General features: G+C 37.5%; 16 protein-coding genes. 1 reads left to right on the plus strand and 15 read right to left on the minus strand.

Going from position 1 to position 19,030, the window contains the following annotated elements; all coding sequences use genetic code 11:
- Nucleotides 1-98 precede the first annotated feature (98 nt).
- The 6 genes from ytxC to FCJ93_RS14030 all read right to left on the minus strand — a co-directional run bounded on the left by ytxC (nt 99) and on the right by FCJ93_RS14030 (nt 6,608).
- The gene (gene ytxC / locus FCJ93_RS14005; protein WP_137743969.1) at nt 99-959 is read right to left on the minus strand and encodes a putative sporulation protein YtxC; all 861 of its coding nucleotides are present in this window, start codon (nt 957-959) and stop codon (nt 99-101) included.
- 186 nt (nt 960-1,145) lie between these two features.
- Nucleotides 1,146-2,078, minus strand: a complete 933-nt coding sequence (gene dnaI, locus FCJ93_RS14010; RefSeq protein ID WP_137743970.1) for a primosomal protein DnaI — start codon at nt 2,076-2,078, stop codon at nt 1,146-1,148.
- Nucleotides 2,079-2,095: 17 nt separating this feature from the next.
- Complete coding sequence (locus tag FCJ93_RS14015) at nt 2,096-3,490, minus strand: replication initiation and membrane attachment family protein (RefSeq protein WP_095307878.1); 1,395 nt, start codon at nt 3,488-3,490, stop codon at nt 2,096-2,098.
- A gap of 98 nt (nt 3,491-3,588) precedes the next feature.
- Nucleotides 3,589-4,047 (minus strand): transcriptional regulator NrdR, encoded by a 459-nt coding sequence (gene nrdR, locus FCJ93_RS14020; RefSeq protein WP_095307879.1) that lies wholly within the window; start codon nt 4,045-4,047, stop codon nt 3,589-3,591.
- 562 nt (nt 4,048-4,609) lie between these two features.
- Nucleotides 4,610-4,984, minus strand: coding sequence for an adenosylmethionine decarboxylase (speD, locus tag FCJ93_RS14025; RefSeq protein ID WP_095307881.1), 375 nt, complete (start codon nt 4,982-4,984; stop codon nt 4,610-4,612).
- A gap of 592 nt (nt 4,985-5,576) precedes the next feature.
- The gene (locus FCJ93_RS14030) at nt 5,577-6,608 is read right to left on the minus strand and encodes a glyceraldehyde-3-phosphate dehydrogenase (RefSeq protein ID WP_095307883.1); all 1,032 of its coding nucleotides are present in this window, start codon (nt 6,606-6,608) and stop codon (nt 5,577-5,579) included.
- A gap of 301 nt (nt 6,609-6,909) precedes the next feature.
- Between FCJ93_RS14030 and FCJ93_RS14035 the strand changes: the two genes are divergently transcribed.
- Nucleotides 6,910-8,196 carry a serine hydrolase gene (locus FCJ93_RS14035; RefSeq protein WP_095307884.1) on the plus strand — a complete coding sequence of 429 codons (1,287 nt, stop codon included), beginning with the start codon at nt 6,910-6,912 and terminating at the stop codon, nt 8,194-8,196.
- A gap of 169 nt (nt 8,197-8,365) precedes the next feature.
- On the opposite strand, the gene coaE is transcribed toward FCJ93_RS14035, so the two are convergent.
- The 9 genes from coaE to FCJ93_RS14080 form a co-directional block, all read right to left on the minus strand.
- Nucleotides 8,366-8,974, minus strand: a complete 609-nt coding sequence (gene coaE / locus FCJ93_RS14040) for a dephospho-CoA kinase (protein WP_095307886.1) — start codon at nt 8,972-8,974, stop codon at nt 8,366-8,368.
- Nucleotides 8,975-9,026: 52 nt separating this feature from the next.
- The gene (gene ytaF / locus FCJ93_RS14045; RefSeq protein WP_095307887.1) at nt 9,027-9,659 is read right to left on the minus strand and encodes a sporulation membrane protein YtaF; all 633 of its coding nucleotides are present in this window, start codon (nt 9,657-9,659) and stop codon (nt 9,027-9,029) included.
- A 133-nt stretch (nt 9,660-9,792) separates the two neighbouring features.
- Nucleotides 9,793-10,626 (minus strand): DNA-formamidopyrimidine glycosylase, encoded by an 834-nt coding sequence (gene mutM, locus FCJ93_RS14050; RefSeq protein WP_095307889.1) that lies wholly within the window; start codon nt 10,624-10,626, stop codon nt 9,793-9,795.
- Between the two features lie 21 nt (nt 10,627-10,647).
- Nucleotides 10,648-13,272, minus strand: coding sequence for a DNA polymerase I (gene polA, locus FCJ93_RS14055; RefSeq protein WP_095307891.1), 2,625 nt, complete (start codon nt 13,270-13,272; stop codon nt 10,648-10,650).
- Between the two features lie 93 nt (nt 13,273-13,365).
- Nucleotides 13,366-14,298 (minus strand): protease modulator HflC, encoded by a 933-nt coding sequence (gene hflC, locus FCJ93_RS14060; RefSeq protein ID WP_095307893.1) that lies wholly within the window; start codon nt 14,296-14,298, stop codon nt 13,366-13,368.
- Nucleotides 14,298-15,287, minus strand: coding sequence for an FtsH protease activity modulator HflK (gene hflK, locus FCJ93_RS14065; protein ID WP_095307895.1), 990 nt, complete (start codon nt 15,285-15,287; stop codon nt 14,298-14,300). Before hflK ends, hflC begins: the two co-directional genes overlap by 1 nt.
- Nucleotides 15,288-15,526: 239 nt before the next feature.
- Nucleotides 15,527-17,314, minus strand: coding sequence for a two-component system histidine kinase PnpS (pnpS, locus tag FCJ93_RS14070; protein WP_095307897.1), 1,788 nt, complete (start codon nt 17,312-17,314; stop codon nt 15,527-15,529).
- Nucleotides 17,311-18,027, minus strand: a complete 717-nt coding sequence (locus FCJ93_RS14075) for a response regulator transcription factor (RefSeq protein WP_095307949.1) — start codon at nt 18,025-18,027, stop codon at nt 17,311-17,313. Before FCJ93_RS14075 ends, pnpS begins: the two co-directional genes overlap by 4 nt.
- Before the next feature lie 410 nt (nt 18,028-18,437).
- A complete protein-coding gene (locus FCJ93_RS14080; protein ID WP_095307899.1) occupies nt 18,438-18,914 on the minus strand; it encodes a MaoC family dehydratase in 477 nt (158 codons plus the stop codon).
- Nucleotides 18,915-19,030: the final 116 nt, after the last annotated feature.

A 19,030-nucleotide genomic window follows, 5' to 3' on the forward strand; every position in this document is an offset into this window, starting at 1 on the left:
ATCCTCATCGCAACTTTATGACATTCAATTGTACATGAATCATTATGTAGGTAATTATAGTAGTTTAATTTAGGAAAATCAAGTTTTGTTCAAAAAAATCATCCCTCAAAAAAGTTATTTTTAAACTGCTGAAAATCGTCCACTGCTCTCAAGCGGACACGTTCTTCGAATATATTTTGTATCGTCCGGACAAGAGGCTCCTCCTCATCATCTGTATACACATAAATTTTCGATGGGGATATGGAAAGAAGCGGTGCAATTGTGACTGAATCAATATAAACCGGATGATTCGAAATCAGTTTTCGGTCGATCATGCGAACGAGTTCAGCTCTTTTAATTTCAGAAAAATATTGATCATAGAACGTAACAACATCACCAACATATAAATGGAGCTGTTCTATTTTTGGTGCTCTTTCAGATATAAACTGACGTAATGTTTGAATGAACATCTGATATTCTTGCTCCATTTTATATTCATCAATTGAGATTTCCACATATTTTTCTAATTGCTCCATATATGGGCGCATTCTAAATCTCACAAAGGAATCAAACGAAAAGGAATACTGCTCATCAAATATTTGCGAAACCGCCTTTTCCATTTGCTGGTTCATATTTATATCATGAATTAACGTCTCTAAATCTTCCCGTTCTCCTTCAATAATAGAGTAAATGATATCCAAAATTTGCTGGATCTCATCCTCATCTTCATAAAAAAATTTTTCCTTTAAGATCATTCTAAACCAGTCATGAAGCTTAATTTTTATAATAAATTGGAGGAATGCCACTTTACTTGCTTCAACTAATTCCTTTATGTCCTTGTCGATTTTCACCTTCGCTTTATTATCATCTTCATTTTGAAGAGTTATTTTCTCGTTTAAAGATATCGTTTGCACTTGATGTTGTATGTAATTGTGAAACTGGCTAGCATCCTCTTTATTTTGAAATGTAATTTCAGCCAACCAAATCCCCCCTTTAACAATCTCCTCTTGAACTATTCCGTCCTGAACTAGTCCAATCTCTGTAACATGTATATGGGGATTTGCACAAAAATAGAAGTGATCGAATTAATTCTCTTTAAACGAAAAAGAAGCTGGTACAAAAGTCTTTTTACAATCGACTTTTGTATCAACTTCTCCTAAATTATTCTACCTTCTCCGGTTGGGTCCATCCACTAATACCGGGTCTGTTAAAAAGCGAATTCGTTCTAAAATGCGGCGAGCTTTCATTTTTTCTTCCTCACCGCGCTGGCTGTATGTGAGATGGTGTTCAAGTCCATCATAATCAAAATTCGTGCTGAAAAAAGTTGGCAAGTATTCTTGCATTCTAAATTGCAATATAGGCCCTAATACTTCATCACGAGTCCAGCTTGACATCGTTTCGGCCCCAATATCATCAATCATTAACACCGACTGCTTTTTGATTGTTTCAATTTTTTCGTTTAATGTGGAATCACCAATCGAATTTTTCAATTCTCTCAATAGCTCTGGAAAATACACAATTATTGACGACACATTTTTTTTAGCGAGCTCGTTGGCAATGGCTCCTAATAAAAAGGATTTCCCTACTCCAAATTTCCCGTAAAAATAGAGACCCTTTTGTTTTCCATTCGGATCATAATTTTCAACAAATTGCTCTGCTCGCTCGACAGCTTCTATGCGACTACCATCAAGCAAATCAATATCGGCAAAAGATGCACGAATAATATCCTTTGGAACATGCATGCTTCGAATCAGCTTTTCACTTTTTCGTTTCTCATCGTCCATAATCTTTCGCGGACAGCGATCATAATAAATATCAATCGCCCCTCTTCCAATCACAAGCTGAGGATGATAGCCCTTCAACAGGTTTTGGCATTCTCCAAGGCTCGGGCAATCTTGGCAATGTTTACTCTGCTGTGCATAATCGTAAAGAGTCATCAAACTCCTTTCGATCATGTCTGGTGTCAGCTCTTCTTCATGGCGAACAAGAAATTCGCGAACATAAGGGTTTTGAAGGATTTCCTGTCTCATTTTTTTATAACGTTCTTGGAAACCCATACTGTTTCCCAGTTTGTTTAACGTCTCATTTATTCTTTCCACCTGAGGAGGGCACCTCCTTATTTTTTATATTTTTTCAATCGTTCTTCTAACGCCCGTTTCCTATCTTCAAGTTGCGCATCCTGATTGGACGGGGTAGAAGCAGAAGCAACTTCCTTTTCATCAAACCAATCTGGTAACGCTTCTGTTCTTATTGGTTTTCTCCTTGAATCAGATTTCGTATTTTTATTATCTGCCCATTCTAAATACTGACGATGCTCTTTAATGGCTAAATCCATGGCGTCTTTAACAGTAGAGATTTTTTTTCGAGCCCAATGGGAGGCAATTTTATCGACATACGCCTTCGTTAGCTTCATGTCTGTTTTCAATAATACATATTGAATCAGAACATTGACGACTCCAGGTAAAAGCTTTTGTTTAAACATTACATCTTCTATAATTTTCAGATCGGCTTTAGATGGCACCGTCCCACCTGAAATATCACTCAGGAGCTGTCTTGGAGATGTCGTATCTAAATACTGAATAAGCCTCTCGACCTTTGTCTTCGGTTCATCTACATTGGATTTTTTCAGTGCTGGCTGGATTCTATCTACTAATACCGGGAGCTTATCTTGGTGCTCAAGCTGATACCAATCCCGAGCAGCTTTGCGCAGCTCTTCGATGTTTATTTTCCCCTCCAACTCGTCCATTGCTGATATGACTAGGTTTTTCATTTGCAGAGAATCAATACCATAAAGATACGATAAATTGCTGATCGCATTTTTCACCTTTACAGTAAATGCTTTTTTCGGAACTAACGATTCTGATAAACCAGCCATCAGTAGTTCAAAATCAAAGCTTTCATCAGCTTCAACTTGTATCCCTTTTTGAACAACTCGTCCTATGTATGCCTCATCAGTTCCTTGATTAAGAACTTCACCCATCAATTGAAAATTCTCTGGGGTGGCAGAATCATAGACATCCTGAAATGCTCTCGTAACATTCTCATAACCTTCAGTCTCAGCAGGAAGCACTTTATCAGAAAAAAACTTTTTTAATTTTGTAAATTGCGTTTTTCCAACCTTTTGATATAAGTAAATATTTAACATGCCATCTAAGAAGAATTGTTCAGGAGGCAGAGGTGGTTGAAGCTCATAGACAAATGAACGGGAGCCTTCATCTTCTTGAACGAAGGTTTTAAGCAGCCCGATCCCTTCAAGCTTAAGGCGAGCTTCATAGATGGACTTTAAATGAAGATCCATAAAGCTCATAAGACTATGATGGGAATTACTTTGCGACCATAATCTATTTTCTTCAACCTGAGCCCACAACGTCATATATAAACTCATTGATACGGGACCAATTAAAGGCTGATACAACAACGTAATGATCTTTCGGTCATATTCGTGGAGTACTCCATTACAGGCCACTGTATATCGATCAATTGGCAACATCTCTTTCCAATGCTGGGCCATTTGTGTTCCAACCTTTCCTTTTAAAGCTAATAAGAAAAAAAGCCAAAGGGTTTGTTCATTCTTAAATGCCGTTTGGCCTTTCGCTCCTTGGCTGAGATTTACTGTTCTTTTTTTATAAGCTCTTTAAGCTCCTCGATAAATACATTAATGTCCTTAAATTGACGATATACCGAAGCAAAGCGAACGTAAGCAACATCATCGATCTTGGCAAGACGCTCCATCACCATTTCACCGATAACCTCGCTATCAATTTCAGAAACCCCTTGACTGCGAAGCTCCTTTTCTACCTCAGCAGTAATGTTCTCTAATTTTTGCAGGGCAACAGGACGCTTTTCACAGGCTTTTATTAAGCCGCGCAATATTTTATCACGACTAAACTCTTCCCGTGTACCCTCCTTTTTCACAACAATCAAAGGTATTTCTTCAACCTTCTCAAAGGTGGTAAAACGTGAAGAACAGCGTTCACACTCTCTTCTGCGTCGAATGGAACGGCCATCATCTACTGGACGAGAATCAAGGACGCGCGTATTACTATTTTGGCATGAAGGACATTTCATACAACAATCAGCTCCGAATTCTGAAAATCTTTATTTTTGGCTCTTTTCTCAAACAATTCTCCTATTGAAAATAAACAGTTGCGAAGTTCGTAATGGCCGGTTGTCCAAATACTGATTTTCACTGGGCCTGAAGCTTGTTATGCTTCCCGTAAGTACCCTATAAAATAAGTGATCCACAGCTACGAACCCTGCCATTTTCTAGAACATGAAAAACAAATGTCATTCGATTAGGAAAAAATCTCATTAGTAAAAGAAATATCATGATCGTTTTTTAATTGGCGGTTATGCATTATGAAAGGATTTTAGTTCATAAGAATGAAAGAATAAGAAAAGTGCCTACTACTATATCCGTGCAATTATACTTTAGTGGAATGCAAACGGTCGAAACGAACCCGGGCAAGACCACAACCTGTATAAAAACAGTCTTATAAATATATCTTATTAAAAAGGTGAAAGTAGCACAAGTAATAGAGGGGAAATTAAAAAAAGAGGTGTATCAAACACCTCTTGCGCTCGCTAAACTTTATTTACTGCATGCCTTCACATTGATTTACGTCTCAAACTAAAGATTAATTTTCTGTTTTACTTGAACAGGACCCATCCCACGCGGGAGTTCAATATTTTCACGAGTCTTAGCTCCTAACGCCTCTGCAATGTAATTGGCAGCTATATTAGGATCCATTTCCCCGCATGTGTACACGTCAATGCTGGCATAGCCATGTTCAGGAAAGCTGTGAATCGTTAAATGCGACTCTGAAATAATCACAACTCCACTCACGCCTTGTGGAGCAAATTTATGAAAAGCAACTTCACGAATTTCAGCACCTGACTTTAATGCTGCATCTGCAAAAATCCGTTCAATTTGTTCAATATCGTTTAACTTTTCAAAATCGCATCCCCATAATTCCGAAATAACATGACGACCCATTGTTTCCATATCCAATTTCCCCCTTTTGGCTTTTTACGAAAACACATGAATTTTTCTAGTGGACGATCACTACCACGGGGGAAAGTTAGTCCAAAGAGGTCCTAACCCTTTAAGTAGCAACCAGCTCCTTCATTCATGAAGTTCACGTGGAATAGTATACTTTGTTTGTATTTCTTTTGCAATATATAGGGGGAAATTTGTTTGTATTAAGGAACAAATCGTGTGTACTACTTAAATGTAGGTGAATTCCGGAAAAATCGTGAATAATTCCGGAATTTTTCTGCTTAATTCCGGAAAAAGCAGATGTATTTCCGAAAAAATTGCATTAATTCCGGAATTTCACCCTACAATTCCGGAAAACAGTACAAAAGCGCAGGCGCTTTGCTCAGACCCGTAAAAATCGGACCATTCAGGTAGGAACTATAGGAAACCCTATGTGCCAGCATCTCTGGTTGTCTTATCGTACGTGATAGAGCCTAAGTGCCGAATCTAGACGAGGACAAACTGATTTAGAGTTATAGACATTGTTTACATTTTGTCATTACCGAAACAGAGAAAAAGTCCGCTCAAAAGATTGAGGGACTCATAGTCTAGGCATCTATTAACTCACTTTTACTTCGGTTTTCTGGAGCAGGGCACGGGCAACATGTTTTGTTAAATCAACAACGCGGCAAGAATAGCCCCATTCATTATCATACCAAGCTAGTATTTTCACCTTATTTGCACCCATAACAATTGTTGATAAGCCATCAATAATCGCTGAATGCTCATTCGTATTAAAATCAACGGACACTAACGGTTCTTCAGTGATATCCAGTATCCCCTGTAAAGCCCCTTTTGAGGCTGATAAGAACGCATTATTCACTTCATCAACAGTGACCTCTCTTTTAAGATCAACAACGAGATCAACTAACGACACATTTGAAGTTGGAACTCGTAAAGCCATTCCATGCAGCTTCCCTTTTAAACTTGGAAGTACGAGCGATAATGCTTTGGCAGCACCAGTTGAGGTTGGAATAATCGATTGGGCGCAGGCTCTTGCACGCCTTAAATCCTTATGCGGATTATCAATATTTTTTTGGTCATTTGTATACGCGTGAACAGTTGTCATCAATCCGTTAACAATTCCAAATTGTTCATCTAATACTTTGGCAACAGGAGCTAAGCAATTGGTTGTACAAGAAGCATTTGAAATAATATCATGTCTTTCCAGATTAAGAACTTCTTCATTTACTCCCATGACAATGGTCACATCTTCATTTTTTCCAGGTGCCGTTAAAATGACTTTCTTTGCTCCTGCCTGCAAATGTAGGCTTGCTTTGTCTCTTGCATTAAATTTCCCCGTTGCTTCAATGACTATATCAATCCCGTACTGCTCCCAAGGAAGCTCGACAGGGTTACGATTGCTTAATAATTTGACTCGTTTACCATTTACGACTAAGGCATTGTCTTCTGCGATAATGTTGCCTTCGAATTTCCCATGATTGGTGTCATACTTTATTAAGTGTGCCAACGTTTCCGCTGGATAGCTGGCATTGATCGCTACAATTTCTAAACTATCTTCAAGAATGGCTTTTCTAAATACCATTCTGCCAATTCTTCCAAACCCATTGATCGCAATTTTTGCCTTCATCTTACGGCTCCTCTCGAATAAATGTTATACTTATGAACTTTTTATCACGATTAGTATAACACAATTAAGAGTATTTGTGATGAATTAAATGCGGAAATCAAGAAAAATCGTTCTAAAGATCATTCAAGTTAACTATATATGCCCTACAATTCTTCTAATTTCGGTTAATAAGCCGTTTTCAACTACTCTTACAGTTCCCGAAACTCCAAAAAGTGAAACCCTTTAAGACGTTACTCGTATAATTAAACAGATTCTCTAAATTGGTAAGTAGTTCTTTAATTAAACAGAAAGGATTTTTATCATGACCCTTTATTTATGGATTATTTTTATTGGAATTTTCCTCCTAACTGCATTTCCATTACTTTCAGCTAAGAAAAGGAGTACCTGGAATATCATCCAGACTATTATTGTCATGTTCTCTATCATCATTGCCATTGTTGCAATTGAAATTTTTTACACCCCGCCAATAATGCCGATCGTTTTCATTATTATCGTAACCATTCTTGCTGACAAATCCACCTACACAAAAACGGGATTAATTATTACTGGAATGGCTGTACTTATTCTTTCTGCTTTGGCTTATTACTTATTTCACGATGATCCAGATTATGTCCAGACCTATATTGATAAGAATCCAGATTTAGCTTCCATGCATTTAAGTGTAGATGGAGAAAATTTGATAAGCAAACAAGGGGAAGTAAAACGTCCTCTTGCAAGTGTGGTGAAGACAATCATTGCTATTGAATTTGCCAATCAAGTAGTGGAAGGAAAAATCGACCCTGACGAACAAATTCCATTAGTAGAATTAGAAAAGTTTTACCTTGCCAACACAGATGGTGGAGCTCATCCAAATTGGCTTAAAGAAATGAAGGAAGGAGGCCCAATCAAAAATGATGCAGTTTCTTTACAGGAAATTGCAAAGGGAATGATTATGTTCAGCTCCAATGCAAATACTGATTTTTTACTCGATAAATTAGGTCCTGAATCGATTAATCATGTGATAGAATCTTTAGGTCTAGAAAATCACGATCCAGTTTATCCACTAGTTTCATCATTATTAGTACCTACTTATCTAAATGCTATTGAGGATAAAAAATGGAGTACCAGCCAATTAATAGAAAGATTACAATCTTTGTCACTTGAAGATTATAGAGAGCTCTCTTGGGAGATTCACCATTTGTTAAAGCATAGAAAAGCCGATTTTTTCAACGGCTCTGTTTCAATTCCTATGGATTTACAGAAAATATGGTCTGACCGTCTATCTAATGCAACAGTAGAAGACTATGGAAAGGTTATGAGCGCCATTTCCAATGATACGGCCACGCTCCCAGGCGGTGAAGACATCCTCCGCAATATTATGGAATGGCCAATGAAAGTGAATGTCTCAAATCAGGAAATATATGCTCATCTTGGAATGAAGGGTGGTTCTACCGCTTTTGTCTTAAACCAAGCCTTATATGTTGAAAACCTGGATGGAAGAAAATTGGAGTTGATCATTTTCACTGAAGGATTTTCCATAATTGAGCAAATAAAAATGGAAAAAAACATGAATTCATTCTTAAAAAAGGTTCTCACCGAACACTTTTAATATCTTAAAAAATTATGAAATACAATTACGAGGTTACCAGCAGTATTCTGTGGTAAGAAATGATGAGATGAATTTCAATTTAGAGATTAAGTCTATTCATATGTAAATAAGCCTGTAGACAAGTCCCACTTACAACGAACTTGGCTACAGGCTTAAGGCATTAAAAGTTTTAAATCTTAATATCAAGTCCCCATTGTTCAAGGATTGCATTTAATTGCTTTTTTGTCTCCTCGATCGTTCCATTGTTGTCAATGACGGCATCACTTAATTTAATTTTATCTTTTAAAGGCATTTGCGATTGTATTCGAACAAGAGCCTCTTCTTCGGTGAATTGATTGCGCGCCATCAATCTTTTTAATTGCGTTTCTTCACTCACGAAAACAAGCAGGGTTTTGTCGACCATATGCGTTAATTTACTTTCAAATAAAAGAGGAATGTCCAAAACGATCAGTTTTTCGCCTGCACTCACAGCATGCTCACGCTTTTCATTCATCCTTCTTCGAACATCAGGATGGACTATGCTGTTTAATTTCAACCTCTTTTCTTCATGATTGAAAATAATCGCGCCTAATTTCGCTCGATCTATTTCTTGATTCTTCAGCAAAATATCTTGACCGAAATAGGAAACAATTTCCTTGTAAGCTGGTTCCCCTACTTCTACAGCCAAACGGGCCTCTAAATCCGCATCAATAATCGGCACTCCATGGTCCTTCAATATATTGGATACAGTACTTTTTCCACTAGCAATTCCACCGGTTAATCCTACGACGATCGCCATAACGATTCCTCACTTTGTCTTTAACTGCCGCTCCTTGTACATCAATAGCTCATTACAATTTCCAAATCCCAATAAAAATAAGCAGAATTCCAGGGATAAACGAAAATTTTTGCAGAACACTATTTCTCGAAAGCATAGCACCAACCTTCATCCCAACGGTTACGAAGAGCGAACTCATTACAGCCACTGTAACCGCCAAGGCGAAAGGTGAATAACCAAGCATAGCTGCCCCAATACCCGCCCCAAAAGCATCAAGAGACAGCGCTAATCCAAGAACAAATGCTTCAATTCCAGTAATCGTACCTGATCGATCAAAATCAGCAGACATCGGTTTCTTTAAAATGTTGATCACAAGCCCTAATGATTTAATTTCAAAATTAACAATCATTTTTTCATGGGGGAGCGCCTCTTTCGTTTTCTCTGTTCGAAAAAATTGATACAAAATCCATCCACCTAATAAGACGAGAACAATTCCCCCGATCCTCTCAGCCATGTCAGGGGAAAGGAAGGTTTCAATTACCTTTCCCACTGCCATTGCAGCAATTAACGTTATTGCGGAACAACATGCAATGACGATAATTGATTTAAAAGGGATTTTCATTTTTCGCAATCCATAAGTAAAACCGACGCTAAAACTATCTAAGCTTACCGCAAATGCGAGTAGAATAAGTGAAAATGTAAACACTGGTATAAGCTCCTTCCCATCAAAAAGCTAAGATAGTATATGGAAGGAGCCATTCCAATGTTAATATTAGATTCAGCGGATGCGAATTAAAGCCCGCAAATAAACGAGAAAGATAGCATACTTAACAAAATTATCATTTCTGTTTCTTTTGACATTGCGGACAGAAAACTGTTCCCCTGCCGCCAACAACAATCCTTTCTAACTCTTGCGAACAAACTTTACATTCCTCTCCTTTTCGACCATAAACATATAACTCCAGTTGGAACATGCCGATTTGGCCCTGGGTATTTACATAGGAGCGAACCGTACTTCCTCCTTTTTCAACGGCTTCCTCCAACGTTTTCACGATTTCAGCATGTAATTGAACAAGTTCTTTTTGCGATAAGGAATTAGCGGTCCTTTCAGGGTGAATGCCTGCTTTGAATAATGATTCATCTACATAAATATTCCCTAAGCCCACGACAAGCTTCTGATCAAGTAATACCGTTTTAATGCTTCGATTCGTTTTTGCCAGCATTTCCTTCATACGGGAAACCGTGAATTGAGGGGAGAAAGGCTCAGGACCAAGCTGCGATAACGGAAGCTCTTTAAGCTCTTCCCCTTTTTTAAATAAATGCATCGTTCCAAATTTCCTCACATCCCGGTACCGTAATTGGGTGCCATCCGTAAAATAAAAGATAACATGTGTATGTTTATCAATTTCATCATCAGGAGTAAAAAGTCCGTATCTTCCTTCCATGCGCAAGTGGGAAACGAGTGCAAAGTCGGGTGTATAGATGAGCAAGAATTTTCCTCTGCGACCGATCTCCTCAATGGCCTGTCCAACAAGAGCGTCCTTAAACTGTTCAACCTCTACTGGTCTTTTTATCATTTTTGGCCAAGTTACAGAAACTCGTTTAATTACCTTTCCTATTACAAGCTGTTCGAGCGTTCTTCGAACCGTTTCAACCTCTGGTAATTCAGGCATTCTCTCTCATCCTCTATTCATTTATTTTGCATCAAACCAAGTAGGACCGTAAGAAAAATCGACCTTAAGCGGAACTTTTAATTGTACCGCTTGCTCCATCACTTCTGGAACCATTTCTTTTAATATCTCGATTTCTTCCTTCGGTGCTTCAAAAATTAATTCATCGTGAACTTGGAGAAGGAGTCGCGTTTTTAAGCCTTCTTCATCCAACCGTGCAGCCATATCGATCATTGCTTTTTTAATAATATCTGCCGCACTTCCTTGAATTGGTGTGTTCATTGCAGTTCTTTCAGCAAAACTGCGAATATTAAAATTCCGACTCGTAATCTCCGGTAAATATCTTCGGCGTTGAAGCAAGGTAGAAACAAACCCCTTTTGCTTTGCATCCTGTACGATTTCTTCCATGTAATTCTTAACACCAGGATAGCTCTCTAAATATTTCTCAATAAATTTCCCTGCTTCTTTTCTTGTAATATTCAAGCTTTGTGAAAGACCATAATCACTAATTCCGTAAACAATTCCAAAGTTAACGGCCTTGGCATGGCGACGCATATTGGCTGTTACCTCATCTTGTGAAACGTGAAACACTTCCATCGCTGTTTTCGTATGAATATCAAGACCTTCCTTGAAAGCTTCAATTAACTTTGCATCATCCGCTATATGGGCTAATACACGCAATTCAATTTGAGAATAGTCTGCAGCAAAAATGACCCAATCCTGTTCAGACGGAATAAACGCCTGTCTAATTTTTCTTCCCTCTTCAAGACGAATAGGGATATTTTGCAAATTCGGATCAGTTGAGCTCAGTCTTCCCGTCTGTGTAAGTGCTTGATTATAGCGAGTATGAACCTTATCATTCTCAGGATTAACAACCTTTAATAGTCCTTCAATATACGTTGATTGCAGCTTCCCAAGTTGTCGATAATGAAGGATCTCGCCGATAATGTCATGTTCGTTCTCCAATTTTTCCAATACATCTGCAGAGGTCGAGTAACCTGTCTTCGTTTTCTTAATTGCTGGTAATTGTAATTTCTCAAATAAAATAATTCCTAATTGCTTTGGTGAATTAATATTAAAAGCCTCGCCGGCAAGTTCAAATATTCTTTTCTCAATTTGAACCAATTGCCCATTGATATCCTCCCCCATATTGCGCAGACGCTGTAAATCGATCTTTATCCCGGTCGATTCCATATCCGCCAAAATAAGGGATAAAGGCATTTCTAGCTCAAAGAAGAGGTCAGATTGCTCGTTTTCTTCTAGTTTTTCTTCCAAGATTGGCTTTAGCTCAAATAAGGCAATGGCTTTTCTCACTAAATGCTCTGCAAGAAGCTGCTCTTCTGGGATCTTTCTCTTTGCCCCTTTTCCATAAAAAGCATCGTTCGATTCTACATTACGATAACCATATGAATGTGCAACAGAAGCAATGTCATCAATTGTTTCAGACGGGTTTAATAAATAAGAAGCGATTAATAAATCAAATTCAACTCCTTTTAAATGAATATCATGATGCCTTAAAGAAACTTCAGAGCGTTTCGCATCATAGACCCATTTTTTCTTTTTTTCATCCTCTGCCCATTTTTTAAAAGCATCGGACTTTAAAGCCAAATCTGCTGATAAAAAGTAGCTCCCCTCTTTATGAACGATGGCAAAGCCTATAATGGGGGCATAATGATAATTATCCTCAAGAATTTCAACATAAAAGGCGGATTCGTCGGTAAAGAGCTCTGCCGTTACTTCCTGTACGATTTTATATTCAATTTCCTCTAACGGCTTACTCTCTTCAACAAAATCAAGCTTCTCTAAGAGGGAATTAAAGCCTAATTCTTTAAAGAGTTTGACTACATTTTCCGGCTCAAACGATTCATATTCAATCTCACTAATCTCCACTTCAACAGGTGCATCTCGAATAATAGTCGCCAATTCCTTGCTCATTAGAGCCTGTTCCTGAAATTCTGCAATTTTTTCCTGCAGTTTTTTTCCACTTACTTGTTCAATCGAATTTAACAAATTATCAACAGTCTGGAACTCCTTTAACAGCTTAATCGCTGTCTTTTCTCCTACACCAGGAATTCCAGGAATATTGTCTGAGCTATCTCCCATTAAGCCCTTCATATCAATAATTTGTTCTGGAGTCAGACCATATTTCTCCATAATATGTTCCGGCGTATATTCTTCAATATCAGTGATCCCCTTGCGTGTGATGGCCACAGTTGTTTTTTCTGAACTTAGCTGGGTTAAATCCTTATCTCCAGAAATTATTTTCACATTAAAACCATCCTGTTCAGCTTTTAATGACAGGGTTCCAATAATATCATCTGCCTCAAAATTCTCCAGTTCATAGCGTGGGATTCGATATGCATCCAACAATTCACGAATATAAGGGAATTGCTCAGAGAGTTCCGGTGGTGTTTTTTGTCTCCCGCCTTTATATTCGCTATATGTTTTATGTCTGAACGTGGTCTTTCCAGCATCGAAAGCAACCATAATATGACTCGGTTTCTCTTCTTCCAAAATCTTCATCAGCATCATGGTAAAGCCGTAAACAGCGTTTGTATGTATTCCTTTGTCATTGTTCAATAGGGGCAGTGCAAAAAAAGCACGATAAGCAATACTATTCCCATCAATTAAAACAAGTTTTTTAGACATCTATTCATACCTCACCTTTCATAAAAAAAGCCGTTATTTTCTTCCTTATATTCTATCATGAGAATATAAAGAAGGAAAAATAACGGCTAATAATTATTCGGTATATCCCATTAAAAGTCGTGCATACGGTGAATCAGACGGTAATACAATCACTGTTTGATCATTAATCGTTTTCTTATAGGATTCAAGAGTTCTAAATAAAGAGTAGAATTCTGGGTCCTTTGAAAAAGCTGAATTATAGATTTTGGCTGCTTCTGCTTCCCCTTCTGCACGAATTTTCTCAGCTTCAGCCTGTGCTTTGGAAAGCATTTCACGAACGACTCGATCGGTTTCCGCTTCAATCTTGTTTTTGTCCGCATCCCCTCTAGATAAGTAATCTTGAGCAGTTGAATGACGTTCAGAAATCATTCTTGTAAAAACAGATTGCTCGTTTTCAACTGGTAAATCTGTTCGTTTAATACGGACATCTGTAACGACAATTCCATATTTATCATTTTCTAACAGTTCATTTACTTTTTCTGTAATTCGGTCATTTAATGAGCCACGAGATGATTTTTCATCATTGATAATTTCATCATAATTTAATTGCCCTAACTCGGTACGAACAACGGAATAAATAAACTCTTCCATACGTGATTCAGCATTGACAACTGTTCTTGCGTTTGAAATCATTAGTTTCGGATCCTCAATTCTCCAAACAGCATAGTTATCAATAAGCATTCTCTTTTTATCTTTTGTATTGATTTCTGCCTCATTTACATCATAGGCCATTTGATATTTCGGCAGTGAAGTCACCGACTGGATAAAAGGAATTTTAAAAGAAATCCCAGGTGTGTCGTCAATGCGAACAACCTCTCCAAATTGGCGAACAACCTTGTACTCTCCTTCCTTTACAACAAAAACGTTTGTTAAAGCAAGAGCAAGAATCCCGATCACGACAACTGCAATAATTCCAAGCTTAATATAGGAGCGGCCATTACCATTGCCACCACGCTCGTTCATATCAATAACATTTTGATCACTCATTATTGATTCCCACTCCCTTCTTCTTTTGTTTGCTCCTCTTTTGTTTTTTCCTCTGCTTTCGGTTGATTATTTTCAAGTGGACGAATTGGGAAATACTTCATTGTGTTACCATCATCATTCATAATGTAAATTTCAGTCCCTGGAAGAACTTGCTCTAACGTTTCTAACACTAAACGCTGTCTTGTAATTTGTGGATTGTTTTTGTACTCCTTATATAATTCATTGAAGACGGCAACACTACCATGGGCAGCTTCGATACGGGCAGTTTTTTCCCCTTGCGCCCTGGAACGGATCGCTTCTACTTCCCCTTTCGCCTCATTTTCCTTCTGATTCTTATATTTATTTGCTTCGTTAATCTTTGTATTCATCGTTTCCCGAGCATCGGTCACCTGTGTAAATGCCTGGCGAACTTCATCATTCGGAAGCTCAACATCCTGTAGTTTAACCCCAAGAACAGAAATGCCGATATCATATTTTTCAACTAAGGTTACAAGCAGATCTCGAACTTCCGCCTCAATCTCTGCTTTTCCAGAAGTTAACGCATCATCAATTTCGGAGCTTCCAATAATGCTTCTTAATGAAGCAGAGGTTGCATCCCGGAGGATTTCACGAGGATTATCTGCATTGAACAAATACTTCCCTGGCTCTGTTATTTTCCATTGGACAACTAAGTCAGCAAGGACAATATTTTCATCCCCAGTAATCATTTTTGTTTCATTAGGAAAATCAACGATTTCCCCATCCTTTTCTTCAAATCCAAATTGAAGGCTAAACGTTTCTTTTGATAGCTTCTCAACACTTTGGATGGGCCAAGGCAATTTAAAATTCAAACCAGGCTCTGTTATTCCTTCCTCTACTTTTCCAAAGGTTAAAATAACAGCTTGCTCTGATTCATCTACCGTGTACCAGGTCGTAAACGCCACCACACTTAATACAGCAATGGCAACAACTAGACCAATAATTGTATAAATTCTCTTTAAACTAATCATAATATCTCCTTTCTTCGAAACATATTTCCCTATGCATTATTACGATTAAATGACAAAAAGGTTTCAATTCTCTGACACAATAAATCTTTTTACAACTTTGGCTTTGTTAAACAATATTGTTGCATTTCTTCTAAAACCTTGGTTTGACACGCTTTTCAAACAGAAAAAAGCAAGTGAAGCACGGCATTTAGCTTCACTTGCTTTTTATGATAGGATTTTTCGCAAGCCCGTGCTGCGCTTTATTTTCTCTCCTTTGGGAACGTCTTATGAAGTTCAATTATGAAAGTCGTTCCCTTACCAAGAGCGCTTTCGACACTTATTTTTCCTTTATGCGCTTCTACCAAATGTTTCACAATAGCAAGGCCTAATCCTGTCCCGCCAGAGTTCCTGCTTCTCGCCTTATCAACTCGATAAAAGCGTTCAAAAATTCGCGGAATTTCTTCCTTCGCAATACCAATCCCTGTATCGGAAATAGAAACCGCTATTGTATTTTTTCCTTCTTTAATCGAAACCGTTACTCGACCACCTTGTAAACTATAAGCAATAGCATTGCTGATCAAATTGATGAATATTTGTTTTAACCGATAATAATCACCATCGATCGTAATATTTTTTTGCAGAGGTTGTAGGATGATCTTTATCTCTTTTTCTTCTGCCTTTTGATTAACGATCGGCAACATTTCCTCTAACAACTGATTTATATTGACTTCGCGAATCGAAAGGGTATACCCTTGTTGTTCAATTTTTGATAATTCTAATAAATCGAGAATTAACGATTGCAAGCGGTCGCTCTCTTCTAAAATGATTTTAAGAAAGTGCTCCAATGCATCCTTATCTTCTTTGGCACCATCTAACAAAGTTTCTGTAAAACCTTTAATCGATGTGATCGGTGTTTTCAGTTCATGGGATACATTCGCAACAAAATCCTTTCTCACTTGTTCAAGCTTTTTAATTTCGGTAATGTCATGAAAAACAAGTAATATCCCTTTCCATTCTTCATTTGTCCCTAAAATTGGGACTCCATATACTTCAAAATAACGCCTTTCTATCCCGATAGGAAGATGCATTTGTTTTTTTACCTTTTGTTCGGTCATGAAGATCTCTTCAATTAAATCAGAAATTTCTTGATGCTCAATAACATGATAATAAAGCCTGTTAAGATAATTTTGCCTTTCCACACGAAAAACTTCGATAAAAGTCCGATTTATTAGATTAATGTGGCCTTTACTATTAATAAGGAGGAGCCCGCTGCCCATATTTTCTATGAGGGCGCTTAATCTGCCTTGCTGAATTTCATTTGCCTTAACCATTCCTTGAAGGTTTCGCGCTAATATATTAATGGATGTACTTAACATTCCTGTTTCCTCAAGAGGATCCTCGTAAGTTCTCGCACGATAATTGCCCTTTGCAAGTTCAATCGCGACCTTTGTTGCCGATTCGATTGGTTTCGTATATCTTGCAGTTATGCGTGCTCCTAAAATGAGGATGACAATAAGCGCCAATCCTAAACTGATGATTAACAGCCACCATATTTGCTGATATGCCTTCTGAATTTCAGTCAATTTAGTACTGAGAAAAAGATATCCTTCTTCCGCACCATTGCTTGAAATTGGATGCCAATAATAATGGAGGTTGAAGCCTCCACCTACTTCAAACGCTTGAACATTTGAATTTCCATTTACCTTAGTTTCGATAATATTTTCAAGAGTAGATAAATGCTTTTTTTCATCAACTTGATTATCAATACTGCCGCTGTCAAATTTAAGCTCTCCAGTTAAGTCGGTTACAGTAATTCTACTATCGAGTGTACCACTAAATGAATCCAACTCTTTTTCATTCAAATGATGAATTCCCCCACCTTCTTCAATGAAGGCGGCAATAAGGCTGCTTTCTTTATTTAGACGTGAATCATATGTACTTATAAAATGAGTTTTAAATAGCTGGCCTAACAGTATCCCTAAACCAATTAACACGATAAAAATAAGGGTAACCAGACCGAAAAGAAGCCTTGTTCGATATTTTATCATTCTCCTTTAGGCTCCTCCATCTTGTAACCTAAGCCGCGAATCGTTTTAATAAAGGTCGGTTTTTTAGAATCCTCTTCGATTTTTTCACGAAGATGACTAATATGAACATCCACAATTCTAGTATCACCAGCAAAATCATAATTCCAAACCGCACTTAACAATTGGTCTCTCGTTAGTACTCTTCCTTTATGCTGTGCCAAATATAACAGAAGTTCAAACTCCTTTGGCGTTAACTCTAATTGCTCATCATCAAAATATGCCTCATAATGCTCAGGATATATTTTTAAAGATTTTACTTTTATATAGTCTGTCTTCTCTTTTTCTTGTCCCTCTGCGGAAGGCTGTGCTTGAATTCGCCGCAATATCGCTTTTACCCGCGCCACTACTTCCCTTGGGCTGAATGGCTTTGTCATATAGTCATCGGCTCCCAATTCCAAGCCTAAAACCTTATCAAATTCTTCATCTTTTGCAGTTAACATTAAAATGGGCGTTGATACCTTTTGCTGTCTTAGATGCTTGCAAACTTCAATTCCATCCATTTTTGGGAGCATTAAGTCGAGAATGATAAAATCTGGTTGCTCAGAAATGGCCGCATTTATCCCTTCCTCGCCATCCATCGCCGTAATAACCTCGTATCCAGCCTGCTGTAAATTATATTGTAATAACGTAACGATCGATTGTTCATCATCAACCACAAGTACTTTTTTCACGATTAGCTCCTCCTGTCCGCCAGTTGTTCCTATGTTCATTATAATATAATTTTTCGTTCTAGGTCAGAATTTACAATTCTTTTACAAAGTCACCTTTCTTTAAAAAAGATGAAATTCAGCTGAATACTGCCAATGCAAACAATTTAATGCAGTTCCTGCCTTAACATCTTGATTGATTGGCCTTTATCCATTTTCTACAAGTAGTTTGTGTATAAGCTATGATATTGCATTAGCCATAATATCGTTTACAAACCTTAAAAAAATAGCAATAGCTGCACTTTTTCGTGCCACTATTGCTATTTTTCCTCTAAATTTTTATTATTATATGTCGGTAATGATTTTTGGCTCATTTTCTTTGTGAAAACGTGGTTTCACACGAAATGGCTAAAAGCCGTTTTAATAATGCGTTATGATTAAAAATTCTCTAATGCCTTTCCATCCATTTTCTCAAGACGCTCTGGCGGTGAAACTAACAATTCACCCTGAATCACCAATTCTTCGTCCTCATTTTTCCCTTCTACCTTGATTGTAATCGTATTCGTACTTCTTACTACTTCAATTACTTCAAAAAATAATTCAACAGTCCCATAATGATAAACAGGTTTTAAAAAATGTATTTCTTGTTTGTGAATATGACTCCCTGGACCTGGTAAATATTTAGAAACTGCAGAAGTAATAATTCCTGTAAGCATAATCGTCGGAACAAGCGGCTTCTTAAATGATGTTTGAGATGCATAGTCATGTTGAATATAAAGTGGGTTTGCATCATCCGTTAGCCCTAAATACAATAATAAATCTTTATCTTCAATCTTTTCTGTTAAGGTTAATTTTTCACCTTTAGTCATTTCATCTATCATTCTTCCTAATTTCCTTTTCCGTCCTAACAACATTTCCTCCACCTCTATCCTTGATTGTAAACGCATACATTTTGTTTTATTTAAATTTTTACACTTTTAATTTTACCATAGAAAAGCGGTAAAAAGAAAAATCCAGAGCTTTAACTCTG

This window comes from Robertmurraya siralis, from assembly GCF_005502275.1.
Lineage (GTDB): Bacteria > Bacillota > Bacilli > Bacillales > Cytobacillaceae > Robertmurraya > Robertmurraya siralis.

What these genes read in the sequence shown, in the direction of transcription:
- FCJ93_RS14015 (WP_095307878.1), bottom strand. Translation starts at nt 3,490, where the DNA reads ATGGCCCAGCATTGGAAAGAGATGTTGCCAATTGATCGATATACAGTG.
- nrdR (WP_095307879.1), bottom strand. Translation starts at nt 4,047, where the DNA reads ATGAAATGTCCTTCATGCCAAAATAGTAATACGCGCGTCCTTGATTCT.
- speD (WP_095307881.1), bottom strand. Translation starts at nt 4,984, where the DNA reads ATGGAAACAATGGGTCGTCATGTTATTTCGGAATTATGGGGATGCGAT.
- FCJ93_RS14030 (WP_095307883.1), bottom strand. Translation starts at nt 6,608, where the DNA reads ATGAAGGCAAAAATTGCGATCAATGGGTTTGGAAGAATTGGCAGAATG.
- FCJ93_RS14035 (WP_095307884.1), top strand. Translation starts at nt 6,910, where the DNA reads ATGACCCTTTATTTATGGATTATTTTTATTGGAATTTTCCTCCTAACT.
- coaE (WP_095307886.1), bottom strand. Translation starts at nt 8,974, where the DNA reads ATGGCGATCGTCGTAGGATTAACCGGTGGAATTGCTAGTGGAAAAAGT.
- mutM (WP_095307889.1), bottom strand. Translation starts at nt 10,626, where the DNA reads ATGCCTGAATTACCAGAGGTTGAAACGGTTCGAAGAACGCTCGAACAG.
- polA (WP_095307891.1), bottom strand. Translation starts at nt 13,272, where the DNA reads ATGTCTAAAAAACTTGTTTTAATTGATGGGAATAGTATTGCTTATCGT.
- hflC (WP_095307893.1), bottom strand. Translation starts at nt 14,298, where the DNA reads ATGAGTGATCAAAATGTTATTGATATGAACGAGCGTGGTGGCAATGGT.
- hflK (WP_095307895.1), bottom strand. Translation starts at nt 15,287, where the DNA reads ATGATTAGTTTAAAGAGAATTTATACAATTATTGGTCTAGTTGTTGCC.
- pnpS (WP_095307897.1), bottom strand. Translation starts at nt 17,314, where the DNA reads ATGATAAAATATCGAACAAGGCTTCTTTTCGGTCTGGTTACCCTTATT.
- FCJ93_RS14080 (WP_095307899.1), bottom strand. Translation starts at nt 18,914, where the DNA reads ATGTTGTTAGGACGGAAAAGGAAATTAGGAAGAATGATAGATGAAATG.